The 24,535-nt window shown below is 66.0% G+C and carries 24 protein-coding genes and 3 tRNA genes; 15 read left to right on the forward strand and 12 right to left on the reverse strand.

The window, feature by feature from the left end; genetic code table 11:
- The first annotated feature begins 4 nt into the window (after window positions 1-4).
- From rplT to CTP10_RS05825, 8 genes are all read left to right on the forward strand, one after another.
- Window positions 5-361 carry a 50S ribosomal protein L20 gene (gene rplT / locus CTP10_RS05790; RefSeq protein WP_008650487.1) on the forward strand — a complete coding sequence of 119 codons (357 nt, stop codon included), beginning with the start codon at window positions 5-7 and terminating at the stop codon, window positions 359-361.
- 251 nt (window positions 362-612) lie between these two features.
- Window positions 613-1,644, forward strand: a complete 1,032-nt coding sequence (gene pheS, locus CTP10_RS05795; RefSeq protein WP_116317725.1) for a phenylalanine--tRNA ligase subunit alpha — start codon at window positions 613-615, stop codon at window positions 1,642-1,644.
- A gap of 60 nt (window positions 1,645-1,704) precedes the next feature.
- Window positions 1,705-4,152: a phenylalanine--tRNA ligase subunit beta gene (gene pheT / locus CTP10_RS05800; protein WP_116317726.1), complete on the forward strand. Its 2,448-nt coding sequence runs from the start codon at window positions 1,705-1,707 to the stop codon at window positions 4,150-4,152.
- A gap of 90 nt (window positions 4,153-4,242) precedes the next feature.
- Complete coding sequence (locus tag CTP10_RS05805) at window positions 4,243-4,653, forward strand: integration host factor subunit alpha (RefSeq protein ID WP_116317727.1); 411 nt, start codon at window positions 4,243-4,245, stop codon at window positions 4,651-4,653.
- A 125-nt stretch (window positions 4,654-4,778) separates the two neighbouring features.
- A complete protein-coding gene (locus CTP10_RS05810; protein ID WP_116317728.1) occupies window positions 4,779-5,201 on the forward strand; it encodes a MerR family transcriptional regulator in 423 nt (140 codons plus the stop codon).
- Between the two features lie 56 nt (window positions 5,202-5,257).
- Window positions 5,258-5,334: transfer RNA gene (locus CTP10_RS05815), tRNA-Pro, on the forward strand.
- A gap of 200 nt (window positions 5,335-5,534) precedes the next feature.
- Window positions 5,535-5,816 (forward strand): hypothetical protein, encoded by a 282-nt coding sequence (locus CTP10_RS05820; protein ID WP_233527964.1) that lies wholly within the window; start codon window positions 5,535-5,537, stop codon window positions 5,814-5,816.
- Window positions 5,817-5,926: 110 nt separating this feature from the next.
- On the forward strand, window positions 5,927-6,094 hold the full coding sequence (locus CTP10_RS05825) for a hypothetical protein (protein WP_158577635.1): 168 nt from the start codon (window positions 5,927-5,929) through the stop codon (window positions 6,092-6,094).
- A gap of 7 nt (window positions 6,095-6,101) precedes the next feature.
- Here CTP10_RS05825 and CTP10_RS05830 read toward each other — a convergent pair whose 3' ends face one another.
- The 5 genes from CTP10_RS05830 to CTP10_RS05850 all read right to left on the reverse strand — a co-directional run bounded on the left by CTP10_RS05830 (window position 6,102) and on the right by CTP10_RS05850 (window position 7,966).
- Window positions 6,102-6,326 (reverse strand): DUF2188 domain-containing protein, encoded by a 225-nt coding sequence (locus CTP10_RS05830; protein ID WP_116317730.1) that lies wholly within the window; start codon window positions 6,324-6,326, stop codon window positions 6,102-6,104.
- Between the two features lie 101 nt (window positions 6,327-6,427).
- On the reverse strand, window positions 6,428-6,721 hold the full coding sequence (locus CTP10_RS05835; protein WP_116317731.1) for a hypothetical protein: 294 nt from the start codon (window positions 6,719-6,721) through the stop codon (window positions 6,428-6,430).
- A gap of 3 nt (window positions 6,722-6,724) precedes the next feature.
- Entirely contained in the window at window positions 6,725-6,973 is a 249-nt protein-coding gene (locus CTP10_RS05840; RefSeq protein WP_116317732.1) for a hypothetical protein, read from the reverse strand.
- A gap of 186 nt (window positions 6,974-7,159) precedes the next feature.
- Window positions 7,160-7,666: a cupin domain-containing protein gene (locus tag CTP10_RS05845; protein ID WP_116317733.1), complete on the reverse strand. Its 507-nt coding sequence runs from the start codon at window positions 7,664-7,666 to the stop codon at window positions 7,160-7,162.
- 39 nt (window positions 7,667-7,705) lie between these two features.
- Window positions 7,706-7,966: a hypothetical protein gene (locus CTP10_RS05850; protein ID WP_116317734.1), complete on the reverse strand. Its 261-nt coding sequence runs from the start codon at window positions 7,964-7,966 to the stop codon at window positions 7,706-7,708.
- 238 nt (window positions 7,967-8,204) lie between these two features.
- Between CTP10_RS05850 and CTP10_RS05855 the strand changes: the two genes are divergently transcribed.
- The 3 genes from CTP10_RS05855 to CTP10_RS05865 all read left to right on the forward strand — a co-directional run bounded on the left by CTP10_RS05855 (window position 8,205) and on the right by CTP10_RS05865 (window position 9,303).
- Window positions 8,205-8,591, forward strand: a complete 387-nt coding sequence (locus CTP10_RS05855) for a hypothetical protein (protein WP_116317878.1) — start codon at window positions 8,205-8,207, stop codon at window positions 8,589-8,591.
- A 45-nt stretch (window positions 8,592-8,636) separates the two neighbouring features.
- Window positions 8,637-8,825 carry a hypothetical protein gene (locus CTP10_RS05860; RefSeq protein WP_116317735.1) on the forward strand — a complete coding sequence of 63 codons (189 nt, stop codon included), beginning with the start codon at window positions 8,637-8,639 and terminating at the stop codon, window positions 8,823-8,825.
- Window positions 8,826-8,925: 100 nt separating this feature from the next.
- Window positions 8,926-9,303 (forward strand): hypothetical protein, encoded by a 378-nt coding sequence (locus CTP10_RS05865; RefSeq protein WP_116317736.1) that lies wholly within the window; start codon window positions 8,926-8,928, stop codon window positions 9,301-9,303.
- A 51-nt stretch (window positions 9,304-9,354) separates the two neighbouring features.
- Here the strand turns inward: CTP10_RS05865 and CTP10_RS05870 are convergent, their stop codons facing one another.
- Entirely contained in the window at window positions 9,355-14,223 is a 4,869-nt protein-coding gene (locus CTP10_RS05870; RefSeq protein WP_116317737.1) for an NAD-glutamate dehydrogenase, read from the reverse strand.
- A 207-nt stretch (window positions 14,224-14,430) separates the two neighbouring features.
- The gene (locus CTP10_RS05875; protein WP_116317738.1) at window positions 14,431-15,024 is read right to left on the reverse strand and encodes a MarR family transcriptional regulator; all 594 of its coding nucleotides are present in this window, start codon (window positions 15,022-15,024) and stop codon (window positions 14,431-14,433) included.
- Between the two features lie 411 nt (window positions 15,025-15,435).
- Here CTP10_RS05875 and CTP10_RS05880 point away from each other — a divergent pair, with 411 nt between their 5' ends.
- A complete protein-coding gene (locus CTP10_RS05880; protein ID WP_116317739.1) occupies window positions 15,436-16,953 on the forward strand; it encodes an acetyl-CoA hydrolase/transferase family protein in 1,518 nt (505 codons plus the stop codon).
- Window positions 16,954-17,019: 66 nt separating this feature from the next.
- Here the strand turns inward: CTP10_RS05880 and CTP10_RS05885 are convergent, their stop codons facing one another.
- The 3 genes from CTP10_RS05885 to CTP10_RS05895 form a co-directional block, all read right to left on the reverse strand.
- Window positions 17,020-17,382: a hypothetical protein gene (locus CTP10_RS05885; RefSeq protein ID WP_116317740.1), complete on the reverse strand. Its 363-nt coding sequence runs from the start codon at window positions 17,380-17,382 to the stop codon at window positions 17,020-17,022.
- Between the two features lie 320 nt (window positions 17,383-17,702).
- Complete coding sequence (locus tag CTP10_RS05890) at window positions 17,703-18,683, reverse strand: tripartite tricarboxylate transporter substrate binding protein BugE (protein WP_116317741.1); 981 nt, start codon at window positions 18,681-18,683, stop codon at window positions 17,703-17,705.
- Window positions 18,684-19,064: 381 nt separating this feature from the next.
- Window positions 19,065-19,140: transfer RNA gene (locus tag CTP10_RS05895), tRNA-Lys, on the reverse strand.
- Window positions 19,141-19,271: 131 nt separating this feature from the next.
- Between CTP10_RS05895 and CTP10_RS05900 the strand changes: the two genes are divergently transcribed.
- Both CTP10_RS05900 and CTP10_RS05905 read left to right on the forward strand, forming a co-directional pair.
- Window positions 19,272-20,180 (forward strand): LysR family transcriptional regulator, encoded by a 909-nt coding sequence (locus CTP10_RS05900; RefSeq protein ID WP_116317742.1) that lies wholly within the window; start codon window positions 19,272-19,274, stop codon window positions 20,178-20,180.
- 121 nt (window positions 20,181-20,301) lie between these two features.
- Window positions 20,302-21,690 (forward strand): 8-oxoguanine deaminase, encoded by a 1,389-nt coding sequence (locus CTP10_RS05905; protein ID WP_116317743.1) that lies wholly within the window; start codon window positions 20,302-20,304, stop codon window positions 21,688-21,690.
- A gap of 132 nt (window positions 21,691-21,822) precedes the next feature.
- Here CTP10_RS05905 and CTP10_RS05910 read toward each other — a convergent pair.
- Window positions 21,823-21,898 (reverse strand) — tRNA-Lys (locus CTP10_RS05910).
- Between the two features lie 226 nt (window positions 21,899-22,124).
- Between CTP10_RS05910 and CTP10_RS05915 the strand changes: the two genes are divergently transcribed.
- Window positions 22,125-22,388, forward strand: coding sequence for a DUF1488 domain-containing protein (locus CTP10_RS05915; protein ID WP_029047712.1), 264 nt, complete (start codon window positions 22,125-22,127; stop codon window positions 22,386-22,388).
- 206 nt (window positions 22,389-22,594) lie between these two features.
- Here CTP10_RS05915 and CTP10_RS05920 read toward each other — a convergent pair whose 3' ends face one another.
- Complete coding sequence (locus tag CTP10_RS05920) at window positions 22,595-24,439, reverse strand: SulP family inorganic anion transporter (RefSeq protein WP_376790634.1); 1,845 nt, start codon at window positions 24,437-24,439, stop codon at window positions 22,595-22,597.
- Window positions 24,440-24,535 lie beyond the last annotated feature (96 nt).

Here is a 24,535-nt window from a genome sequence, read left to right on the forward strand (position 1 = left end):
TTACATGCCTCGAGTAAAGCGTGGGGTCACTGCACGGGCCCGTCACAAGAAAGTCATCGATGCTGCCAAGGGTTACCGCGGCCGTCGCAATAATGTCTATCGCATCGCCAAGCAGGCGGTCATGCGTGCTGGCCAGTACGCGTACCGCGATCGCCGCAACAAGAAGCGCGTGTTCCGCGCTCTGTGGATTGCGCGTATCAATGCCGCGACGCGTGAGCATGGCATGACCTACAGCGTGTTCATGAACGGCCTGAAGAAGGCCTCGATTGAGCTGGACCGCAAGGTGCTGTCGGACATGGCTATTCACGACAAGCCTGCCTTTGCCGCCATCGTCAACCAGGTGAAAGCCACCGTTGCCTGATGCCGGCTGCGGTAGCGCATAAGCGCTGCCGGGCAAGCACCGACCGCAAGGTCGACCGCTGACCGCAAGGTCTGCTGAAACGGGGCTCCTCACCGAGCCCCGTTTTTATTTGCGTTTCCGCATACCGTTTTGTGCTTGTTATCGGGACGGCATCCGGAAACGCATACCGCACGTAGTGCCAACCCACGTCGAGCCGGCTTTGTTTTTTTGACATTGTTCCGCCGACGTCAGAACACTCCACGACCGCCGCCATGTCTCAGGATCTGGACCAAATCGTCGCTGACGCCCAGGCCGCTTTCGCCGCCGCCAATGACAACGCCACGCTGGAAAACGAAAAGGCCCGCTTCCTGGGCAAGACCGGCGCGCTGACCGAACTGCTCAAGGGCCTCGGCAAGCTCGACCCGGAGACCCGCAAGAGCGAGGGCGCGCGTATCAACCAGGTCAAGCAGCAGGTGGAAGCCGCGCTGCAGGCGCGACGCCAGGCGCTGGCCGATGCGCTGATGAATGCGCGCCTGGCCGCCGAAGCCATCGACGTCACGCTGCCCGGCCGTGCGGTTGCCGGAGGCAGCCTGCATCCGGTGATGCGCACGTGGGAGCGTGTCGAGCAGATCTTTGGCTCGATCGGCTTCGACGTGGCCGACGGCCCCGAGATCGAAACCGACTGGATGAACTTCACTGCGCTGAACAACCCGGACAACCATCCGGCACGTTCGATGCAGGATACGTTCTACGTCGATGGCCGCGACAGCGACGACAAACTCCTGCTGCTGCGCACGCACACCAGCCCGATGCAGGTCCGCTACGCCAAGATGCATGTGGAGAAGTACGCCGGCAAGCCGATGCCGCCGATCAAGGTGATCTGCCCGGGCCGTACCTACCGCGTCGACAGCGATGCCACCCACTCGCCGATGTTCAACCAGGTCGAAGGCCTGTGGATCGGTGAGGACGTCAGCTTTGCCGACCTGAAGGGCGCGTACACCGACTTCCTGCGCAAGTTCTTCGAGCGCGACGACATCCAGGTGCGCTTCCGTCCGTCGTACTTCCCGTTCACCGAGCCGTCTGCCGAAATCGACATGGCCTTCGGCAATGGGAAATGGCTGGAAATTTCCGGTTCGGGCCAGGTGCACCCGAACGTGCTGCGCAACATGGGCCTCGATCCCGAGCGCTATATCGGTTTCGCGTTCGGCTCCGGCCTGGAGCGCCTGACCATGCTGCGCTATGGCATCAACGACCTGCGCCTGTTCTTCGAGGGCGACGTGCGCTTCCTGCGCCAGTTCGCCTGATAAGGCGCGCCGTCAAACTCGTCACCGACTACACAGAATACTTACCGGATCAGAAGCGCCATGCAATTCTCGGAATCCTGGCTTCGCACCTTCGCCAACCCTGAAAAGATTTCCACCGACGCGCTGTCGCACAGCCTGACCATGGCCGGGCTCGAAGTGGAAGAGGTGGGCCCGGTCGCGCCGCCGTTCGACAAGGTGGTGGTCGCGCACGTGCTGTCGACCGAGCGCCATCCCAACGCCGACCGCCTCAACGTGTGCCAGGTCGATGCCGGCACCGGCGAGACCCTGCAGATCGTTTGCGGTGCGCCCAACGTCAAGCCCGGCATCAAGGTGCCGTGCGCGCTGGTCGGCGCGGTGCTGCCGCCGGCAGAGGACGGCGGCAACCCGTTCGAGATCAAGGTCGGCAAGCTGCGTGGCGTGGACAGCTACGGCATGCTGTGCTCGGCGCGCGAACTGAAACTGTCCGAAGACCACGGCGGCCTGATGGTGCTGCCGGAAGACGCGGTGGTCGGCCAGAACATCCGCGAACACCTGAACCTGGACGACCAGGTCTTCGTCATCAAGCTGACGCCGAACAAGGCCGACTGCCTGTCGATCCATGGCGTGGCGCGCGAGGTGTCGGCGCTGACCGGTGCCGCGCTGAACCTGCCTGACATGTCGCCGGTGCCGGTGACGCTCCAGGACAAGCTGCCGGTCAAGGTGTCGGCGCCCGACCTGTGCGGTCGCTTCTCCGGCCGTATTATCCGCGGCGTCAACGCACGTGCCGCCACGCCGCAGTGGATGGTGCAGCGCCTGGAGCGCTCGGGGCAGCGCAGCGTGTCCGCGCTGGTCGATATCTCGAACTACGTGATGCTGGAACTGGGCCGTCCGTCGCACGTGTTCGACCTGCACAAGATCCACGGCGGCCTCGACGTGCGCTGGGGCCGCAAGGGCGAGCAGATCAAGCTGCTGAACGGCAACACCATCGAGGTCGACGACCAGGTCGGCGTAATCGCTGACGACAAGGAAATCGAGAGCCTGGCCGGCATCATGGGCGGCGACAGCACTGCCGTCACGCTGGACACCACCGACATCTACCTCGAAGCCGCATTCTGGTGGCCGGCCGCGATCCAGGGCCGCAGCCGCCGCTACAACTTCTCGACCGACGCCGGACATCGCTTCGAACGCGGCGTGGACTACGCCACCACTGTCGAGCATATCGAGCGCATCACCGCGCTCATCCTCGAGATCTGCGGCGGCCAGGCCGGTCCGGTGGATGACCACGTGGTCAACCTGCCGGTGCGCAAGCCGGTCAGCCTGCGCGTGGCGCGCGCCGAGCGCGTGCTCGGCATCGAGCTGTCGCCGGCAGTGATCGCCGACGTGTTCCAGCGCCTGCAGTTGCCGTTCACGCGCTCGCAAGGCGCCGAAGGCGAAGTTTTCGAAGTCACGCCGCCGAGCTACCGTTTCGACATCGAGATCGAGGAAGACCTGATCGAGGAAGTCGCGCGTATCTACGGCTTCGAGCGCATCCCGGCGCGTCCGCCAGTCGCCGAAAGCGAAATGCGCCCGACCAACGAGGCTCGCCGCTCGACGCATGTGGTGCGCCACGCGCTGGCTGCGCGCGACTACCAGGAAGTCATCAACTTCGCCTTCGTCGAAGAGAAGTGGGAACGCGACTTCGCTGCCAACGACAAGCCGATCCGGCTGCTGAACCCGATCGCCAGCCAGCTGGCCGTGATGCGTTCGTCGCTGGTCGGCGGCCTGGTCGAAAAGGTGCGCTACAACCTGAACCGCAAGGCCGCGCGCGTGCGCCTGTTCGAGGTGGGCCGCGTGTTCCATCGCGACGAGAACGTGAAGGACGGCGGCCTGACGGTGGCCGGTTACCACCAGCCGATGATGGCCGCGGGCATCGCCTACGGCCCGGCGTTTGAAGAGCAGTGGGGCATCGCCACGCGCAATGTCGACTTCTTCGATGTGAAGGGCGATGTCGAAGCACTGTTCCATCCGCGCGTGCCGCGCTTCGAGCCGGTGTCACACCCGGCGCTGCATCCTGGCCGCGCCGCGCGCGTGCTGGTCGATGGCAAGCCGGTTGGCGTCGTCGGCGAGCTGCATCCGCGCTGGCTGCAGGAATACGAACTGCAGCACGCACCGGTGCTGTTCGAACTGCAGCTCGACGCGCTGCGCGAGACCGGCCTGCCCGCGTACACCGAGGTCTCCAAGTTCCCCGCTGCCGTGCGCGACCTGGCGGTGGTGGTGAAGCAATCGGTACGCGTGCAGGACATGCTCGACGCCATGCGCGCGGCGCTGGAAAAGCAGGGCTATGGCCGCTTCTGCCAGGGCCTGGTGCTGTTCGACGAGTTCCGTCCCAAGGCCGCTTCGGCCGCCATTGGCGCGGACGAGAAAAGCCTTGCGTTCCGGGTGACCTTGCAAGATACTGGGTCGACCCTCCAGGACGAAACCGTCGACAGCGCAGTGCGCTGCATGGTCGACGCGCTGACAGAGGCCTTCCAGGCCCGGCTGCGCGGCTAGACCGACATCACCAGCGACGGCTTTACGATAAACAAGGGCGCCCGAGCCTGGCCTCGGGCGGATCGCCAGACAGACACTTGAGCGATCGACATGAATGATCGAGACGCGAATTCCATGACCGCTGCAGCACTGGGTGACATGAGCGACCGGCAGGCTTCCACCCTTGACGACGCGACGCCGGATACCCGCGCGCCCGAAGTTCCTACGCTGACCAAGGCCGAACTTGCCGAGATGCTGTTCGACCAGGTCGGCCTGAACAAGCGCGAATCCAAGGACATGGTCGAAGCCTTCTTCGACGTCATCCGCGAAGCGCTGGAGCACGGCGACAGCGTCAAGCTGTCCGGCTTCGGCAACTTCCAGTTGCGCGACAAGCCGCAGCGGCCCGGGCGCAATCCCAAGACCGGTGAAGTGATTCCGATCACCGCGCGCAGGGTCGTGACGTTCCACGCCAGCCAGAAGCTCAAGGGCCTGGTGGAAGAACGCGCGGACATCGCCGGCTGACGCGTCACCGCCTCACCCGAAAGGCGGATTGCTTCGGCAGGCCTGCATCGGTATCCTTCTGGGCGCGCAAAACCTTGCGCGCCAACCTCATGGCCGGCATGGCCTGACGCTCGTCTACACACCGCATGTCGGACAAATCCAGCGAACGCATCGCCTTGCCGCCGATCCCGGCCAAGCGCTACTTCACCATCGGTGAGGTGAGCGAGCTTTGCGCCGTCAAGCCGCATGTCCTGCGCTACTGGGAGCAGGAGTTCACGCAGCTCAAGCCGGTCAAGCGCCGCGGCAACCGCCGCTACTACCAGCACCATGAAGTGCTGCTGATCCGGCGCATCCGCGAACTGCTGTACGAGCAGGGCTTCACCATCAACGGCGCGCGCAACCGGCTCGACGAAGGCCGCCATCACACTGCCGCGGCGCCGGAAACCGCCGACGAAAGCCGCGAGGAAAGCCCGGCAGCGCTGTCGATCGATGTGGCCGGTTTGCGCAATGAACTGGTCGAGGTGCAGCACCTGCTCGCACAACTGCGCGAGATCGCGAAGCAGGGATAATTTGTGCTTCGGGAGCTAGTCATGCACGAAATGCTTCTGATATAATCTTCTTCTTTCGGGGCGTAGCGCAGCCTGGTAGCGTACCTGCATGGGGTGCAGGTGGTCGGAGGTTCAAATCCTCTCGCCCCGACCAGACAAGAAACCCGCTTGGTGAATGCCAGGCGGGTTTTTTCATTGTGCGTCTTGTTCGCAGCGATGCGATCGTGTGTTGCTTCAGCTTGCATCGCTTGGCCATGCGGTCCCACGGTGGAAGGCGATGAGGCGTAACGCTTTGATACACCCTCTGACAGCGGCTGTTGTTATGCTCAGCGACTTCATGCGCAGGTCGTTCTCATGGCACGCACGTTCATTACTCCATTCCTCATCCTCTCCTGCCTGGTCGCCTCACCTGTCACTCACGCAGGCGGCGAGTACAAGGAGAAATTTCGCAGTGGTCCGTGCAAGATCGAACGCGAGGTCAAGCGCGATGGCGAGTACAAGGAAGAGCGCAAGTGCAAAGGCGGTCCGCGCGGCTATGAGCACAAGGAAAAGTACCGCGACGGTCCATGCCTGATCGAGCGTAAATGGGACGACGACGGAGAATATGAAGAGAAGGTCGAATGCAAGCGTTCATGAACGCGTGACCTGCGCCGTAACCGGCTCCGCATTGCGCCTATAGTGGATGCTCTGGCTGCGGCCATGGCATGACAGGATGATGGCGTCCTGTCGCAATGACGGAGGACGGGATGTCGGACAAGGACCATGGGATGGGGATTGCCGGTACCACCTGCATCGCGCTGGCGGTGGCGGGGCTTGCGCTGACCGCGTCGTTGATTCTCGCTTACTATGCGACGCGGTCGCGCATCGAGGGCTTGTATCTCGGTGGCGGCGGGCAGGAGTCCGCTGGCGAGTAGTCCGGTATTACCCTTTGATATCGGGCGGGTCATTACCGAAGCTGTTGCGCAGGCGGATCTGACCGTCGCGGCCGTGAATCAGCAGTTCGACGCGCAGTTGCTTCGCTTTCTCCGTGCCCGCAGCGATGGCGTCTTCCTGCGACGCAAACAGTTGGCGCCCGCCGGCACCGCCTTCGGATTCGATTGCCCAGCCGTGTTCGACGGGAACGACATGGATGTTGTTGCCTGGCATGGCGATCTCCGGTTGTGTCGATGCAGCCAGTCTCGGCGCGCTCGCGGGGCGCCGGTATCCGTCTTCGTCCGACAGCCATGTGCCGCGCGCAAGACTCCCGGTTACGGGGCTGGCTCGGGCTCGGCGCGGTAGGCGGACCAGTAGTAGTGCGTGTACCGCCCATGGCGCGCCTGCTTCTTTTCGAGGAACAGCCGTACGGTGCCGGCGTGCCCGGCCTCGAGCAGCACTTCGCGGTGGCCAGGGCCGTCGCGAGTGGCCGGTCCGAGCGTGCCCAGCGCGGCGGCAATGTAGTGGCCGGGGATGCGGCCCAGGATGCCGTTGGCCCCGGAAACCGGATAGCTGTCGGGCGCCGCCGCCGGCATGTGGCAACGGGAAGCGAGCTTGTTGTTGCCCATCGGTCAGGGCCTGCCAGGACTGATGCTGATGACATCCCGGGTCACGTCCAGGAGCGGCAGGTGACCATAGGCGCGCAGCCGGCGGATATCCTCGCGGGCCGAGGCCGGCATGCCGGGGCGGCACGATAACGCCCTGGAGCTGATCTGGAAGGTTCCGCAGCTGGGGCAGGTGTAGCGGTAGCCGCGTGGCGCGGCGCGCAGGCGCTCGGCGGCGGCGCCGCAAACGGGGCAGATGGCGGGTTCGGGTGACATTGGCGCACAGGAAGAATACTGTATGGATATACAGTATAGCGCTGCTGCGCGGACTGTCGGCGGAAAATGCGGTGGGATACCCGGGTTCTTTGGTGATGGGGGCGCGGCGTGGCGGCGTAGACTGGCGCAGCAGTCCTGACCGGCCCGCCCGCACCCCGCCGTGGCGGGCTGTTTTTTTGCCAGGGGCTAACGCGAGAGCCGGCGAAACAGGGAGTGATGGCCGCTTGCCAGGCCGGCAAGCGCGGCGGGATCCGCTAGTTCGAACTCGCTGAACTGGAAGGCCGGTGCCACGGTGCAGCCGACCAGCGCAAAGTCGACGTTGTCCCCCAGGTCCACGCGTTCCGCGGCAAACCATCGGCCGGCTGGAACTATCGCCTGGAAGGTTGCGCCGGCGTGGCGCAACGGGTCGCCGAGACGTTGCGTGACAATGCCGCCGTCGACAATGCTGTGCACGTCTACCGGCGAGCCGCGGTGGAAGTGCCACAACTCGTCGGAACGGATGCGGTGCCAGGCGGAATAGTCGTTGCCACAAAGCATGTAGTAGATCGCCGTGCTGGCTTCGCGCATACGCTGGTCGGCACACACGACCCGTTCTGCGCTGCGGTAGGTCTCGCGATAGAAGCCGCCTTCGGGGTGCGGCTTCAGGTCAAGGGTGCGGATCAGTTCGCTGGCGGCAAGGCTGCGGTCTGGCATGTTGGCGTCGGCAGGGCATGGTGTTGGCGGAAGCCTAGCTTAAAGCAGGGCGAAGCGGGCCTGCGCGGGGCCGACCAGCACCGGGCGGCTGACCGGGTAGCGGTGGTGCGTGCCGTGCGTCTCGAATGAGAGGAAATCGGGTGTCCAGCGCAGCGACCGGAGCAGATCCGGCTCGATGCCGTGGACGATGATGGCGCCCGCGTCAACGCTGACGCTGCCGCAGGGCAGGCGCAGGGATTCAGCATCGTCGCCGAAGTAGAAGGCCTCAAGCAGGATGGAATCGGACTGGTACAGGGGCATATGGCAAGGACCATGCGGCAGCGCGGCCAGCGGCAGGACGCCTGTCGGATTACTGTATGGATATACAGTATAGTCGCCGCCAGTGGTTCGGTCACGCCCGGATTCTTATTTCAGGGGGCTGGTGCGCCGCAGTGGCCTTCTTCCGGATTGGTATAACCTGAAACCAACACCGCGCACGCTGCCAGTGTCTTGCGCAGGTGACAGGATTGCCGGCAGGGGCCAATGACAGGGGATGCCGATGGAGTGTGGAAGCAGGGCTTGCTGGTTTGGCCTGGGCGTGGCGCTTGGCGCGGCGCTGGGCGGCGCTTGCGTGGCGCTGGTGCGGGCAAGTCCGGCGCGAGGCGGGTCGAACCCCCGGGCGGATGCACCGGTGGTGCCATCCGATGCCAGCGCCGACCGGGCGCTGACCGATGACGCGACCGACGTGGTCGAGTATCGCGGCTTTGTGGTCCACGTGTTTTGCCACGCGCTGGGGCCGGGACGTTTCAAGGCGTTGTGCGATATTTGGGAGTCTGGCGCAGTCGTGCTGGAAGGCGGTGCGCCGCCGACCACGCATGCCACGCCGGAGGATGCCCGCGCCGCGGCGATATCATGGGCGCGGCAGTGGGTGCAACGAAATGGCTGAGCGGTTCGCTGTCGAGGCCTTGATTATCAATTTTCAGGAGAGTTCATGTTTGTTTGTGGGAACCAGGCTTGCGGCGCGCGCTGGGAGCCGGACGAGGTGCAGATCCGCAACGAAGGGCAGGGGCCGGTGTTCCGCTGCCCGCAGTGCGGCGCCCGCAATCATGTCCAGGCCCGTACCGCGCGCGATGGCACCACGGTCTACCGGCAGGTAGCTGCGAAGCCGGCAGCGCGATAGCCGTATCGGCGTCGCAAGCCTGTGCGCACCCCACGCATGTGGGGTCAAATTCACATGGCTGCCGACTTAAGCTCGCTCCGGCGGGACCGTTAAACACAAAATGGACTTTGCCGACTTTCCTCAAGACTCCGCTTCCAATGCTGAACGCATGGGCTGGGCGAATGCTTCCCCGGAAGTCATCGCCAAGGTATTGAATTCGGCGCTGGCGGCGCAGGACCTGTCCGGGTTTGCCGCGCTGCTGTCTGATATCGCGCGCGACCGCGGCCTCAAGGGGCAGCGCGCCGCGCACCAGTCGATCTACGACATGCCCTATGCCAGCCTGCTGCCCCGGCAGAAGCACCTGTTGTCAGATGCCTTCGACCTGCTGGTGCTGCTCGGGCTGGAGTTGCGCGCCCGCGGGGCCGATGATGGCCTCGACACGGACATCGAAGAAGACAGCGACGACGATGCCGCGCATGCCGCGGACGCTGGCGAGTAAGCCCGGCGCGCCCGCCGCGCTCGCCGACTTGCCCGCCCCACGGCTGGCGCGCTAGCCGCGCTCCAGCATCCCGATCTCGCGCACCGCGACCGACAGCATCGACAGCCCCGCCGCGCCCGACGCGCGCTGGTCGGCCAGCATGCGCGTAAAGCGTTCCAGCGCACCATGGCGGCTGGTACGCCAGGCATCGATCATTGCTTCCGGAGACTCCAGCTCGCCGGGCTGCGACAACACGCTGACCGTCAATGCACGCTTGAGCCGGCCCAGGTCTTCCAGCGTGGTCGTGCGCGCCAGCAGGTCCCAGTGCGTGTCCGAAGGCAGCGCCAGCGCACGCTCGCGCAGCCAGCTGAAGCTCAGGTGGCTGTCCAGCGCGAAATACACCCCCGCGACCAGGTCGAGGCTGCGCTCGCACGCATTCGCCACTTCGGCGATATCCAGTGCCGCCGCGGAAATCTCGCTGCCGGCCACGCGCAAGGCCAGCACCTCGTCGACACCGGCATCGGAGAAGGTCCTGGCATGTTCCGCCAGCGCCGCCGCATCGGCCGGCGGCAGCAGTTGCGGCAACTGCGGCACCAGCCACTGCGCCGCCTGCGTAAAGCGCGCCAGTTGGGCGCCGGCCTGGCCGCCGCCGCGCAGATAGCGGATAAACCACAGGCAGGCTCGCTCCAGCAGCACCGCCACCTCGCCGAACATGCGCGCCTGCTCGGCATCGGGCACGCGGTTGTCCAGCGCATCGATCTCCTGCCACAGTGCGGTCAGCCCGAACACGTCGCGCGCAATCAGGCAGGCCCGCACGATGTCGGCCGGGCGCGCGTCGGTTTCTTCCATGATCCGGTGCACGAAGGTCGCGCCGATGCGGTTGACCAGCATATTGGTCAGGTGCGTCGACAGGATCTCGCGCCGCAGCGGATGGCGATGCATGGCTTCGCCATGGCGCTGGCGCAGCGGCACCGGGAAGTAGTCGGCCAGCAGGCCGCCGACCAGCGGGTCTTCGGGTACGTCGGAATCGAGCAGCGCGTCGTACAGCCACATCTTGCTGTACGCCAGCAGCACCGCGCGCTCGGGCGACGTGAGCCCTTCGCTGGCCAGCTTGCGCTCGGCGATCTCTTCGTCGGACGGCAGGAATTCCAGCGCGCGGTTCAGCCGCCCGGCGCGCTCCAGCCAGCGCACCAGCCGCGCCTCGCCATCGAGCAGCGGCGCGGCGTGGCGCCCGGCCACCGACAAAGCCTGGGTCTGGTAGTAGTTGTCCTGCAGCACCAGCAGGCCGACCTCGTCGGTCATCTCGGCCAGCAGCTTGTTGCGCTGCTTCTCGGTCATCTCGCCGTCGGCCATCACCAGGCCCAGCAGGATCTTGATATTGACCTCGTGGTCGGAGCAGTCCACGCCGGCGGAGTTGTCGATCGCATCGGTGTTGATGCGGCCGCCCTTGCGCGCGAACTCGATGCGCCCCAGCTGGGTAAAGCCCAGGTTGCCGCCTTCGCCGACCACCTTGCAGCGCAGTTCGTTGCCGTTGACGCGCACCGCGTCGTTGGTGCGGTCGCCGGCCTGCAGGTGTGTTTCCTGGCTCGACTTGACGTAGGTGCCGATGCCGCCGTTGTAGAGCAGGTCGACCGGCGCCATCAGGATGGCGTGGATCAGCTCGGCCGGCGACAGCGCGCTGGCCGTGATGCCGAGCACCGCCTGCACCTGCGGCGTCAGCGCGATGGTCTTGGCCGTGCGCGGGAAGATGCCGCCGCCAGCGGAGATCAGCGTGGCGTCGTAGTCGGCCCAGCTCGAGCGCGGCAGGCTGAACAGCCGCGTGCGTTCTTCCAGCGTGCGCGCGGGATCCGGATCGGGGTCGAGGAAGATGTGACGGTGGTCGAAGGCGGCTACCAGTTTGATATGCGGCGACAACAGCATGCCGTTGCCGAACACATCGCCCGACATGTCGCCGACGCCGGCCACGGTGAAGTCCGTGGTCTGGATATCGACGCCCATCTCGCGGAAATGCCGCTTGACCGACTCCCACGCGCCGCGCGCGGTGATGCCCATCTTCTTGTGGTCGTAGCCGACCGAGCCGCCGGAGGCAAAGGCATCGTCCAGCCAGAAGCCATACTCGGCGGAAATCGCGTTGGCGAAGTCGGAGAACGTCGCGGTGCCCTTGTCGGCGGCGACCACCAGGTAGGGATCGTTGTCGTCATGCCGCACCACGTCGGGTGGCGGCACCAGCTGGCCGCCGACAAGGTTGTCGGTCAGGTCCAGCAGCCCGCGCAGGAAGGTCTGGTAGCAGGCGATGCCTTCCTGCAGGAACGCATCGCGGTCGGTCGGGGGAGGCGGGCGCTTGACCACGAAACCGCCCTTGGAGCCCACCGGCACGATTACTGTGTTCTTGACCATCTGCGCCTTCATCAGCCCCAGCACCTCGGTGCGGAAGTCTTCGCGGCGATCGGACCAGCGCAGCCCGCCGCGCGCCACGCGGCCGCCGCGCAGGTGCACGCCCTCGACGCGCGGCGAGTAGACCCAGATCTCGAACATCGGCCGCGGCTCGGGCAGCCCCGGCACCAGCGCCGGGTTGAACTTGAACGACACATAGGGACGCGGCTGGCCGTCCTCGCTGCGGTGGAAATAGTTGGTGCGCACCGTGGCCTGGATTACCCCCAGAAAGAGCCGCAGGATGCGGTCCTCGTCGAGGTTGGGCACCTTGTCGAGCGCGGCTTCGATATCCGCCAGCAGCTTGTCGCAGCGCGCCTGGCGCGCGGTGTCGGCAGCCACCTGGCTGACGGTGTCGAAGCGCGCGATGAACAGCGCGACCAGCATCGCCGCGATGCCCGCATTGCCGGTCAGCGCGCGTTCGATATAGGCATCGCTGAAGGTCGAGCCGACCTGACGCAAGTAGCGCGCGTAGGCGCGCAGGATGGTGACATCGCGTGCGGCCATTTCGGCGCGCAGCACCAGCCGGTTGAGGTCGTCGTTCTCGATTTCACCATGCCAGGCGCGCGCAAAGGCGTCTTCGAACAGTGCCTTGACGCGCGCGATATCGAAATCCGCCGCGCCGCCGCTGTCCGCGATCTCCAGCCCGAAGTCATGCACCCACACCGGCGCGCCGGTATCGGGCTCGATCAGGTACGGACGCTCTTCGTCCACCCGCACGCCCAGGTGTTCGAGCATGGGCAGGCTGTGCGACAGCGCGATCGGCTCGCCTGCGCGGTAGACCTTGAAGCGGAACGCGCCCGGCGCGGCCTCGATCGGCCGGTACAGGTTCATGGCCATGCCGCGCGCGCTGTCGTTGGCGCGCAGCGCGTGCTCCATCAGCTCGATGTCGCGCACCGCGGTCCGGGCAGGGTAGTCTTCGCGGTAGCCTGCGGGAAACGAGGTGCCATAGCGCTGCAGCAGCCGGTTGCCTTGTTCTTCGCCGTGGCTTTCGTGCAGCGCTTCGGCGAGGTCGTCCTGCCAGCGGCGGCTGGCGTGGACGATGCGCTGCTCCAGTTCGGCGGTATCGACATGCGGCATCGTGCCGGGCTCGCCGCGCACGGTCAGCTGGATGCGCGCCAGCGGCGATTCCGACAGCAGCGGCGTGAATTCGCAACTGGTGCCGTGGAAGGCCGCGGTCAGCAGCTTCTGGATCTTCTGGCGCAGGTCGGTGTTGTACTTGTCACGCGGCACGAACACCAGGCACGAGACAAAGCGGTCGAAGCGGTCGCGCCGCACGAACAGCCGCGTGCGCTGGTGTTCCTGCAGCCGCAGGATGCCGATGGTGATGTCGAACAGTTCGTCCTCGCTCGCCTGGAACAGTTCGTCGCGCGGATATTGCTCGAGGATCGTGACCAGCGACTTGTACAGGTGACCCTTGGTGAGGAAGCCGGCGCGTGCCAGGATATTGGCGCACTTGCGCCGCACCAGCGGAATCTCGGCGATCGGCGCCATGTAGGCGGTAGACGTGTACAGCCCCACGAAGCGGCGCTCGCCGAACAGCTGGCCCTGTGCATCCAGCAGCTTGACGCCGACATAGTCGAGATAGCCCGGTCGGTGCACGCTGGCGCGCGAATTGGCCTTGGTGACGAAGATCGGCGAGGGTCCCTCGATGATGGCGGTGGCCGCGGCGGGCAGCGGCGTCAGGTCCTGCGCGTCCGGCTCGCGCAGGCTCTCGCGCAGGATGCCCGCGCCAGAGCCCGGCACGCCGCGCAGGAAATAACGCCCTTCCTGCGCCACCAGCTGGTAGTCGCGCTGGCCGAGGAAGGAGAAATGGTCGTCCATCATCCATTCCAGGAAGGCGCGGGCCTCGGTGCTGTCGGGCGAGGCGGCATCCGGTGCCTGCGCCAGCGCGGCGATGGTGGCCTGGGTGATGTCGCACATTGCAGGCCAGTCTTCGACCGCGGCCCGCACGTCGCCCAGCACGCGCGCGATACCGCTGCGCAGCGCTTCCAGCCGCGCGGCCTCGCCGCTGCGGTCGACCTCGAAGTGGATGAAGGATTCCAGGCGTGAATTGTCGCCGGGCTCGCCGGCGCCGCCCAGGGCGATGCGCTCGATGCCGCCGGTGGCGCTACGCCAGACGCGGAACACCGGGTGGATCGCCGAATGCAACGCCAGCCCTTGCCGGTTGATCTCCATGGTCACGGAGTCGACCAGGAAGGGCATGTCATCGTTGACGATCTCGACCACGGTATGGTCGGAATGCCAGCCGTGCTCTTCCAGGGTGGGATTGTAGATGCGGATGCGCGCGCTGCCCGGGACGAACTTCTGCGCGGTCTGCCAGTGCGCCATCACGGCACCATACAGGTCGTCGACCTCGCGGTGCAGCAGGTCGTCGGCGTCAGCCTGGTCGTAGTAGTGCCGCAGGAAAGGCTCGGCAGCGCCAAACGTGGCCGCCGGCAGCCGTTCCCGCGCGAAGGCAAGCAGTTCGTCCAGCAGGTGCGCGACTTTGTCTTCGTTCTCCTGCGGCATGATCCCTCCTCGCGGTATCGATGGACGACGCGGCCAGTGCGGCCCGCGCGGCAACGACGCCGCCCGGTCCGGCATGTGCCGGGGCATGCTCATACTTTAGGAAAAATCAGCGGACCTGGCGGGACAAAGTCGCGAAGAAAGCGAACGATCCGGACAGTGCGGCCGGTCCGCCTGCAAGGGAGGCGGCAACCGGCCCTGGCGCGCGCGTCAGAAGCGTGCGCTGGCGAGGGTAGGACAGGACGCCGGGCGATGCGCAACCGGCAACAGTCCCGTGCAGGGGACGACGGACGCCGACACGCCGGCCGGCGTGGCGGTCCCGGCGGCATTGGCCAGCTTGTCCTGGCGCGCGGCTTCGCCGCCCACGCGGATCTGGCGCGTGGTGTGATCGTTCAGCCGGATCTTCATCCGTTCCAGCAGGCTGCCCAGCGCCACGCGCTCCTGCGGGCTGAACGGTGCCACCGACACGCTGTGCAGCGCGCTGAGCGCCTGCGAGGCGCGTTCGAGGCGGCTCACGGCGGTGTCGGCGATGCGCGGCGTAATGGCCTCGGCATACTCGATCCAGCCGTCGCGACGCAGTTCATGCAGCAGCAGTTCAGACTGCGGGACATCGATCGGCATGGCGCCCGGCAAGGGGGCGCCGCGCACGAAGTCGCCACGCCGGACCGCGCGCAGCAACAACCATTTGGCGTAAGTCAGGCCAGAGGCGGAGAGGGTCTGCTCCAGGGCGTCTTGCCAGGCGGTAACGGCGTCGACCAGTGCAAGGACGACCGGCTCGTTGGGTTCGAGAGGTCTCGGCTGCATGAATGGCGTCTCCTGATTTTTAAAAATGCCGCCACTACGATGCTGCGGGCACCCGTCACGCTGTTGCAACGGGTTGCTGGGCCGAGCATGGCCGGCCCGGGCGGCACGGTTGCAGGACCTCTCTGGCGGGCCCGTTCAACCGATGAGGCGAGACACTACCAGAAACTTTTGCCATTTTTGTGACATTGCGGGTATGTCCTGAGGCACCAGGCGCAGTGAGTGGTGCGCGCGCCCCCGGTAGCGGCAACTGCCATGAAAAAAGCGACTGGAATCCATGACTTTAAATCGCAGCCGGAATATAGGCAGCTGGCTACACTGCCAGCCGGAGAACCCGCAAGCCAGCCTGCAGTGACGCGAGGCACGGGGCGAGCGGCACGGGCAAGGGCCTGCGCCGCCAGACCGGAGATCACGATGGACAAGGAACGCATTCGCCTGGCCAGGCTGCATGACAAGGTAGTCTCGGCCGACGAAGCCGCCGCGCTGATCCGCGACGGCATGACCGTAGGCATGAGCGGGTTCACCCGCGCGGGCGACTGCAAGGAAGTCCCGTTCGCGCTGGCGCGGCGCGCGGCGACCGAGCCGCTGCGCATTACCCTGATGACGGGCGCCTCGCTCGGCAACGACATCGACCGCGTCCTGGCCGAGGCCAACGTGATCGCGCGCCGTCTGCCATTCCAGTCCGATGCCACGCTGCGCCGCAAGATCAACGCCGGCGAAGTGATGTTCATCGACCAGCACCTGTCCGAAACCGTCGAGCAGCTGCGTTCCGGCCAGATCGCGCCGGTCGACGTCGCGGTGGTCGAGGCCGTCGCGATCACCGAGCAGGGCGGCATCATCCCCAGCACCTCGGTGGGCAATTCGGCCAGCTTTGCCATGCTGGCGCGCAAGGTGATCGTCGAGATCAACATGAACATGCCGCTGGAGCTTGAAGGGCTGCATGACATCTATTTCCCGGTCCAGCGCCCGTACCGCCAGCCGATCCCGCTGATCGCCGCCGAGCAGCGCATCGGCCTGCCGTACATTCCGATCGATCCGGAGAAGATCGCCGCCATCGTCATCACCGCCAGGGACGACAGCCCGTCGAACGCGCTGCCGCCAGACGACGAGACGCGCAACATCGCCGGCCACCTCAATGACTTCCTGCTGCGCGAAGTGCGCGCGGGCAAGCTGTCGCCGTCGCTGCAGCCGCTGCAGGCCGGCATCGGCACCATTGCCAACGCCGTGCTGCACGGGTTGGTCGACTCACCGTTCCGCGACCTGAAAATGTATTCCGAGGTGCTGCAGGACAGCACCATCGAGTTGCTCGATGCGGGCCGGCTGTCGTTCGCCTCGGCCTCGTCGGTGACGCTGACGCGCGAGGTCTACCAGCGCTTCCTGTCGAACCTGGACCGCTACCGTTCGCGGCTGCTGCTGCGCCCCCAGGAAATCAGCAACCATCCCGAGATCCTGCGCCGGCTGGGGCTGATCACCATCAACACGGCGCTGGAGTGCGACATCTACGGCAACGTCAATTCCACGCACGTGGGCGGCACGCACATGATGAACGGCATCGGCGGCTCCGGCGACTTTGCGCGCAATGCGCACCTGTCGGTGTTCGTGACCAAGTCGGTGGCCAAGGGTGGCGATGTGTCGAGCATCGTGCCGATGGTGGCGCACGTGGACCACACCGAGCACGACGTCGACATCATCGTCACTGAGCATGGCCTGGCCGACCTGCGCGGGCTGGCACCGCGCGAGCGCGCCTGCACCATCATTGCCAATTGCGCCGATCCGCAATACCGTGAGCTGCTCGGCGACTATTTCCGCCGCGCCAGCGCCCACGGCGGCCAGACGCCGCACCTGCTGGAAGAGGCGCTGTCCTGGCATGTCGGCTTCCGCGATCGCCGCACGATGCAGCCCGCACGGCCGGCGCAGGCGCTGGCTGCCTGACAGAGACCGCCAAGCCAAAGTAAAACAGCCCGCCGAAGCGGGCTGTTTTACTTGGCAACTGCAGGCTTACTGCGCCTTGCTGCCCTGGCTGGCGGGCGCCTTGGCGCCATCGGTGTACGTGTCGAACTTGCCGGCCTTGGCACCGTCGGTGTACGGATCATACTTGCCGGCCTTGGCACCATCGGTGTTCGGGTCGAACTTCTTGCCCGAGCTGGTCAGGTCGGAGCGGGTCGACTTCTTGGCGCCGTCGGTGTAGGGGTCGAACTTGCCCGACTTAGCAGGGTTCTGGTTCGGACTGGCCTGCTTCTTGGTGTGGCTGCCGCCGTAGAGGTCGCCGCCCTCGGTGTAGTTCTTCTGCGCATAAACCTGCGTCGCGCCCACAGCGGCGAGTGCTGCAATGATCAGGGTCGAAACGGTCTTCTTCAGCATCTGTCTTATCCTCGCGATATCGGCAGCGCAGCGCCTGTGCGATGCCGGGTTTGGGGCCGAGCGTGGTCCGGCATGCGGCCGGCCGTGTGGCGGATCACCCAGCTAATGTACCGAGTTGGCGCGTGTCCGCAAAGTGAAAGTTTCTTCCAGGGATATTGAAACGCTTGGGTGGGCGTAGCGTCCTGTCCTGGATCAAGATCCGGCCGATGGGTCAGAACTTTCGAGCCAGGCAGTGTCGCTATCGGCACCTTTGGTGGCGTCCAGATGAAAAAACGGCTGCCATGCGGCAGCCGTTCGATGGCCCCTCGTCCTGGCGCCGGTTATTCCAGCGTGATGTTCTGGTCATGCGCAATCTTCTTGCGCAGGTCGAGTTCGCGCTTGATCTGCGCGGTGTACTGGGCCGAGGTATTGCCGTCGGTGTAGGCGCCGCTTTCAGCCAGGCGGCGCTTCACGTTCGGGTCCTGCAGTGCCTTGACCGCGGCAGCGTGCACGCGCGTGAGGATGGCCGCGGGCGTGCCGGCCGGCGCTACCAGGCCGTACCAGGCCATGTTGTTCATGTCCTTCATGCCGGCTTCGGCAAAGGTCGGCACGTCGGGCAGGCCCTCGACGCGCTTGGGTGCCGCCACCGCCAGCGCACGCAGCTTGCCGGCCTGGATATGGGGCATCGACGACGGCAGGTTGTCGAACTGCGCGTTGACCTGGCCGGCCAGCGTGTCGTTCAGCGCCGGGCCCGATCCGCGATAGGGGATATGGACCATGTCGGTCTTGGTGATGTCCTTGAACAGCTCGCCATCCAGATGCGAGATGCTGCCCTTGCCGGCGGAAGCGTAGCTGTATTTGCCCGGGTTGGCCTTCAGCAGCGCAACGAATTCCTTCAGCGTCTTGGCCGGCACCTTCGGGTTCACCGTCAGCACGTTTGGCACGTTGACCAGGTTGGTGATCGGCGCGAAGTCCTTGAGCGGGTCGTACGGGTTCTTCGGATTGGTGGCCGGGTTGGTCGCCATGGTGCTGACCGTGGCGATGCCCAGCGTGTAGCCGTCCGGTGCGGACTTGGCCAGCGCGTCGGCACCGATCGCGCCACCGCCGCCGCCGCGGTTTTCCACCACCACCGGCTGGCCCAGTTCACGGCCCAGGGCGTCGGAGACCGAGCGCGCGACGATGTCGGTGGTGCCGCCGGCCGCGAACGGGACGATCAGGCGGATCGGCTTGGTGGGGTAGGACTGCGCCTGGGCAAAGCCGGCGTACGCCAGGCCGATGGCTGCGACGCAGGCGGCTGCGCCTGCTTTGTTGACTGCTTTCAAGGATGCCTCCGTTCTTCTTTCACTGATTGCTTGCCAGGCGGGCTGCAGGCGTTTTCTCGGGCGCAGATTTATCGCGCGCCCCGCGCCGTCAGTCTTCCCGCGCCGGCCGACCCGGCCGCGCCAGGGTGCGGCAGCGGCCTGCACGCCGCCATCGTTCCGCGATACGGAACTATGTTCCACGACGTGTGCGGGAGCGATTCAACCGGGAAAGCGCGCGCAATGGAATTGGTGACAACCCGCGTATCAAGAAAACGGCGGCCGTGCCGTATGGGTGAACCCGGCTTGCACAAGCGTAGGTGGGGCCTGGAACGGACTGGCGAGCGGAAACAAAAAAGAAATGAAAAAAGCCGGAAGCAAGCTTCCGGCTTTTCATGAATTCGCTGGTGGGGCGTGAGTGACTCGAACACTCGACCTACGGATTAAGAGTCCGCTGCTCTACCAACTGAGCTAACGCCCCAACGAAGAAAAAGATTGTAGCAAGGTATCTGATACGACGCAAGACCCTTTCGCCATTTTTTGCGAAGGCGGGCGGCGGCAGGGCACGCGCCCGCCGCTACAATGCGGCACGTCCCGATACCCTGCCAGCCCATGCACGCCAGAGTCCTGCGCTACCTCGACGAGGTTGTCCGCCGCGGTTCGATCCGCAAGGCGGCCGAGCACCTGCACGTGGCGCCGACGGCCGTGAACCGGCAGATCCTCGATCTCGAAGCCGAGCTGGGTGCGCCACTGTTCGAACGCATCAACAAACGGCTGCGCCTGACGCCGCTGGGCGAGATGGTGCTGGCCCACGTCCGTCAGACGCTGCGCGATCATGATGCCCTGCGCGAGCGCATCGAAGAGTTCAAGGGAGCTCGCCGCGGCGACGTCACCGTGGCGGTCACCGCGGGGCTGGCCGGCTCCCTGATGCCGTCGCTGGTGCATGCCTTCCGCCAGCGCTACCCGGGCATCGTCGTGCGCGTGAACGACCTGCCGGTTGCCGATATCGTTGTCGCGGTCGAGCAGGGCGATGCCGATCTCGGGCTTGGCTACGATTTGCCGGAGCTGCCCGCCTTTCGTGCGCTGGCCACCAGCGACTGGCAGATCGGCGCGGTGGTGCCGCCAGGCCATGCGCTGGCGGCGCAGCCGTCGGTGCTGCTGAGCGAGTGCGTCGGCTATCCGCTGATCCTGCCCGCGCCATCGCTGTCGATCCGCGCGCTGCTGGACGCCGCCTTCTCCCGCAATGCCATCGAGGTGTCGCCGGTGGCCGAATCGACCTCGACCGTGCTGATCCGCCAGCTGGTCATGCTCGGCACGGGCGTGGCGCTGCTGAATCCGCTCGATGTCATGGAGGAGCGCGCGCGGCAGGCGCTGGTGTATGTGCCGCTGCGCGACCGCCACTTGCAGGGCCAGACGCTGACGCTGGTGGCGCGTGCGCGCGGCACGCTCAGCGCGGCCGCGGAGCTGATGGCCGAACGCATCGGCGATGCACTGGCCACGTTGTTCGCCCAGGCTCGTTAGTGAGGGTGGTGCCGGTGTCCACTTTTTGTGGACACGGTGGTCGGAATTCCATGCTTAGGCGCGAGCAACCCTTCGCCTTAGACTGGCGGCATCTGTCCCCACGAACCGAAGGAATGCCACCATGACCCTGATTGCCCTGAACGCCGACGTACTCGTCACGATGGATGCGCAGCGCCGCGAGATCCGCGACGGCGCGCTGGTCGCCGAGGGGCCGGCGGTGCAATGGGTCGGCCCCACCAACGAACTGCCGCCCCGATACCGCCGCATGGTCGACGACGGCAGCGCGCAGGTGCTCGACATGCGCGGCCGCGTGGTGACGCCCGGCCTGGTCAACACGCACCACCACATGTACCAGAGCCTGACGCGAGCCGTGCCCGCCGCGCAGGATGCCGAGCTGTTCTCGTGGCTGACCAACCTGTACATGCTGTGGTCGCACCTGACGCCGGAAATGATCGCCGTGTCGACGAAGACCGCGATGGCCGAGCTGATGCTGTCCGGTTGCACCACCACCAGCGATCACCTCTACCTGTTCCCCAACGGTTCGCGCCTGGACGATTCGATCGGCGCCGCGCAGGAGATGGGCATGCGCTTCCACGCCGCGCGCGGCTCGATGAGCGTGGGCCGCAGCAAGGGCGGCCTGCCGCCCGACGTGGTGGTGGAAGACGAGGCCGCGATCCTGCGCGACAGCCAGCGGCTGGTCGAGCAATACCACGACAGCGCGCGCCATGCCATGCTGCGTGTCGTGCTGGCGCCGTGCTCGCCGTTCTCGGTATCGCGCGACCTGATGCGTGAGTCGGCCGTGATGGCGCGGCACTACGGCGTGTCGCTGCACACCCACCTGGCCGAGAACGACAACGACATCGCGTACTCGCGAGAGAAGTTCGGCCTGACGCCGGCGCAATATGCCGAGGATCTGGGCTGGGTCGGACACGACGTGTGGCACGCGCACTGCGTCAAGCTCGACGAAGAGGGTATCGCGCTGTTCGCGCGTACCGGCACCGGCGTGGCGCATTGCCCGTGCTCGAACATGCGCCTCGCCTCCGGCATTGCGCCGGTGCGGGCGATGCGCGATGCCGGCGTGCCGGTCGGGCTGGGCGTCGACGGCAGCGCGTCAAACGATGGCGCGCACATGCTGGGCGAAGCGCGCCAGGCCATGTTGCTGCAGCGCGTCGGCTACGGCCCGGCTGCGATGAGCGCGCGCGAGGCACTGGAGATCGCCACGCTGGGCGGCGCACGCGTGCTCAACCGCGACGATATCGGCGCGCTCGCACCGGGCATGTCGGCGGACTTCGTCGCCTTCGATATGTCAGGAGTGGGCTTTGCCGGCGGCGGCCACGACCCGGTCGCTTCGCTGGTGTTCTGCACCCCGGCCAATGTCGCGGCGAGCGTGATCAACGGCCGCGAAGTGGTGCGCGATGGCGTGTTGCTGACGGCGGACCTGCCCAGCGTGCTGACGCGGCATCGCGCGCTGGCGCGCACGCTGTTCGAGCGCGCCAGCGTGGGTGCCTGACCGCGCCGGGATGGACTGCCGCGGGCATGCGTTGCCTGCCCGCGGCAGTTTTCGAAGCGATCGGAACGAAAAGCGGAGCGGGGAAAAGCAAAAGGCCGGAAGCATTGCTGCTTCCGGCCTTTCTGTATTCGCTGGTGGGGCGTGAGTGACTCGAACACTCGACCTACGGATTAAGAGTCCGCTGCTCTACCAACTGAGCTAACGCCCCAACGAAGAACGAGATTCTAGCATGATTTTCGGCGCTGTCAACAGTTGGAGCAAAACCAGGCGCAACGCTTTTCGCGCATGCCGATGCCGGCAGCCATCCGGTGAACGGAACCGAACGCCAGCCTTGCAGGTCATCCATTTGAGCGCAATCGCACAAGCCGGATCCGCACGATATCGCCGGAGCCATGTTAGGATTCTTCTCCACTTGCATATGGAGGGCTGCACCGATGGATATCAAATTCCAAGAGCAAGAGCGTTACGACATCAACAATGAAGGCTTGCTCTTCCAGGCGATCGTCAATGGCGAGAAAGTGACTTGCGTAGTGACACGCGAGGCACTGTGGGAAGGCTTCAGCGCCGACCAGGTGCTGTCGCTGGAAGAGGCATTCCGTGCCGGCCGCGAAACCATTGAACGCGCCGCCGTGGTGCTGATCGAGCAGGGCGCGCCCCAGCCAATCGTCGTCAAGCGCGCCCACGTGGCGCCGATCTGATGAGGATGGATGCCCCGGCCAGCCGTCGGCATGTCGCGGGCGCCCATCCACCATCAGGCATCACCGCGTAGGGCCGTCCGGCCTTGCGTACCTGGTCCGGCAACGCCGGCGCAGGCACTACCGTCATCTCCGCTGTTTCAATTTCCGTTTGTTTAACACTGTCCTCGGCAGATTTTTATTGCTGAAGGGACGTTGTGCGCGACGCGTCAGCGTGCCGCCGTGGTGGCGCATGCCTTCGGCTGCGGTGCGCCCGCCGCATCCGTGCTGGCGGCGTCGTGCATGGATGCTCCCGGCCGTGACGCGCATTCTTCGAAGATCCTGGCGCGGCACTGTGCACAGATCTCGGGCGACAGTTTGCCAATGATCGTGTGCAGCGCCTGCCGCTTGGTCGGGAAGATATGGTCCGGCCCCAGCTTGTTGCTGAAGCCGGTCTGCTCCCATGTCTGCAGCACTTGCGTGCGCGGGCGGTGGAAGTAGAGGTCGCCACCCATGGCGCGGCGCTCGGCAAGCTCGTTTTCCCACATCTCCGCGCCCGCCAGGTCGATGAAGTTCATGCTCTTGGTCATCGCCAGCAAGTGCGTCTGGCCGGCATTGACCGTGCGCAGCCAGTGCAGGCGGTCGGTCACGTACTGCACGGCGCCGAAGTAGATCGCGCCTTCCATGCGCAGCAGCTTGAGTTGCGGGCATTCCGGCTGCGGACGGTGCAGTTCGTCCAGCGGCGTGAAGCGCCGGCCAGGGTCGTCGGCATCAGGCACCAGGCTGCGCACAGCCGGCCGGGAGGTGCGGTACAGGTAGGCCACCAGCGACAGCACGGTGCCGAGCAGCACGGCCATTTCGAGCCGGATCACCAGCGTCGCGGCGAACGTGCCGATGGCGATCGCGAACTCGGTACGGCTCAGCGTGAAGATGCGCCGCAGCCGCGCAATATCGAGCAGTCCCCACGCTACCAGCAGCAGCATGGCGCCGATCGCCGCCATCGGGATCTGCGCCAGCAGCGGCGCGCTGACCGCGACCAGCGCCACCAGCCACAGCGCCGAGAACACGCTGGCCAGCGGCGTGCGCGCGCCGGCTTCAAAGTTGGGTACCGAGCGGTTGAGCGAGCCGCACGAGATATAGCCGGAGAAAAAGCCGCCAGCGATATTGGACAGCCCCTGGCCGATGAATTCGCGGTTGGCGTCGATATGCTGCCCGGAGCGCAGCGCCACCGCCTTGGCGATCGAGATCGACTGGCCCAGCGCGACGATGGTCAGCGCGGAGGCGATGCCGAGCAGGTCGGGCAGCTTGCGCCAGTCGACGTCGGGCACGTGGAAATTCGGCAGGGCCGACGGGATCGGCCCGACCACGTTCACATGCTGGGCGAAGGTGCCGGCCTGGTTTAGCAGCAGCGCCACGCCATATCCGGCCAGCAGGCCCAGCAGCATGAACGGCAGCTTGCGCCACAGCCGCTTGCATAGCAGCGTGACCACCAGCGTCACGGCAGCGACGGCAACCGCGGACCAGTTGATGGTGTCGGCGTGTTCGGCCAGGTGGCGCAGCACGCCGAAGGCACTGGTGCCGGTCGGCACTTGCAGGCCGAACACATCCTTCAGTGCATAGAGCCCGATCAATGTCGCGGCGCCGCACGTGAAGCCGAGCAACACCGACGGCGAGATAAAGTTGGCGAGCGAACCGAGCCGCAACGTGCCGACCGCGAGCTGCATCACGCCGACCACGATGGTCACCGCCAGCGCCAGCCCGATATACGCGGGGCTGCCGGCGAATGCGAGCGGGCTCAGCATGGCGAACAACGCCAGCGAATTGGCATTGGTCGGCCCCGACATCACGTGCCAGCTCGAACCGAACAGCGCCGCGACGATGCAGGGCACCACCGCGCTGTAGATGCCGTACTGCGGCGGCAGTCCGGCCAGCGTGGCGAAGGCCACGCCTTGCGGCAGCACCAGCACCGCGCCGAGCAGGCCGGCGATCACGTCGGCGCGCAGTGTGGTGCGGTCGACGCGCTGGCGCCACGGGAACATGCGGTGCAGGAAAGAGCCTTGCGTGGATACGGACATGGGGAACAGGACAGCCTCGGCGCCCCTGTCAGCGGTCTCGCCGCGTTCAGGGGTTCATGCCGGCAGTGTAGCGGGCAGGCCGCCGCGGGGCGAGCC

The organism is Cupriavidus sp. P-10 (genome assembly GCF_003402535.2).
GTDB lineage: Bacteria > Pseudomonadota > Gammaproteobacteria > Burkholderiales > Burkholderiaceae > Cupriavidus.

Coding starts and splice junctions, on each gene's coding strand:
- rplT (WP_008650487.1), top strand. CDS start 5: ATGCCTCGAGTAAAGCGTGGGGTCACTGCACGGGCCCGTCACAAGAAA.
- pheS (WP_116317725.1), top strand. CDS start 613: ATGTCTCAGGATCTGGACCAAATCGTCGCTGACGCCCAGGCCGCTTTC.
- pheT (WP_116317726.1), top strand. CDS start 1,705: ATGCAATTCTCGGAATCCTGGCTTCGCACCTTCGCCAACCCTGAAAAG.
- CTP10_RS05805 (WP_116317727.1), top strand. CDS start 4,243: ATGAATGATCGAGACGCGAATTCCATGACCGCTGCAGCACTGGGTGAC.
- CTP10_RS05810 (WP_116317728.1), top strand. CDS start 4,779: ATGTCGGACAAATCCAGCGAACGCATCGCCTTGCCGCCGATCCCGGCC.
- CTP10_RS05820 (WP_233527964.1), top strand. CDS start 5,535: ATGGCACGCACGTTCATTACTCCATTCCTCATCCTCTCCTGCCTGGTC.
- CTP10_RS05825 (WP_158577635.1), top strand. CDS start 5,927: ATGTCGGACAAGGACCATGGGATGGGGATTGCCGGTACCACCTGCATC.
- CTP10_RS05830 (WP_116317730.1), bottom strand. CDS start 6,326: ATGCCAGGCAACAACATCCATGTCGTTCCCGTCGAACACGGCTGGGCA.
- CTP10_RS05835 (WP_116317731.1), bottom strand. CDS start 6,721: ATGGGCAACAACAAGCTCGCTTCCCGTTGCCACATGCCGGCGGCGGCG.
- CTP10_RS05840 (WP_116317732.1), bottom strand. CDS start 6,973: ATGTCACCCGAACCCGCCATCTGCCCCGTTTGCGGCGCCGCCGCCGAG.
- CTP10_RS05845 (WP_116317733.1), bottom strand. CDS start 7,666: ATGCCAGACCGCAGCCTTGCCGCCAGCGAACTGATCCGCACCCTTGAC.
- CTP10_RS05850 (WP_116317734.1), bottom strand. CDS start 7,966: ATGCCCCTGTACCAGTCCGATTCCATCCTGCTTGAGGCCTTCTACTTC.
- CTP10_RS05855 (WP_116317878.1), top strand. CDS start 8,205: ATGGAGTGTGGAAGCAGGGCTTGCTGGTTTGGCCTGGGCGTGGCGCTT.
- CTP10_RS05860 (WP_116317735.1), top strand. CDS start 8,637: ATGTTTGTTTGTGGGAACCAGGCTTGCGGCGCGCGCTGGGAGCCGGAC.
- CTP10_RS05865 (WP_116317736.1), top strand. CDS start 8,926: ATGGACTTTGCCGACTTTCCTCAAGACTCCGCTTCCAATGCTGAACGC.
- CTP10_RS05870 (WP_116317737.1), bottom strand. CDS start 14,223: ATGCCGCAGGAGAACGAAGACAAAGTCGCGCACCTGCTGGACGAACTG.
- CTP10_RS05875 (WP_116317738.1), bottom strand. CDS start 15,024: ATGCAGCCGAGACCTCTCGAACCCAACGAGCCGGTCGTCCTTGCACTG.
- CTP10_RS05880 (WP_116317739.1), top strand. CDS start 15,436: ATGGACAAGGAACGCATTCGCCTGGCCAGGCTGCATGACAAGGTAGTC.
- CTP10_RS05885 (WP_116317740.1), bottom strand. CDS start 17,382: ATGCTGAAGAAGACCGTTTCGACCCTGATCATTGCAGCACTCGCCGCT.
- CTP10_RS05900 (WP_116317742.1), top strand. CDS start 19,272: ATGCACGCCAGAGTCCTGCGCTACCTCGACGAGGTTGTCCGCCGCGGT.
- CTP10_RS05905 (WP_116317743.1), top strand. CDS start 20,302: ATGACCCTGATTGCCCTGAACGCCGACGTACTCGTCACGATGGATGCG.
- CTP10_RS05915 (WP_029047712.1), top strand. CDS start 22,125: ATGGATATCAAATTCCAAGAGCAAGAGCGTTACGACATCAACAATGAA.
- CTP10_RS05920 (WP_376790634.1), bottom strand. CDS start 24,439: ATGTCCGTATCCACGCAAGGCTCTTTCCTGCACCGCATGTTCCCGTGG.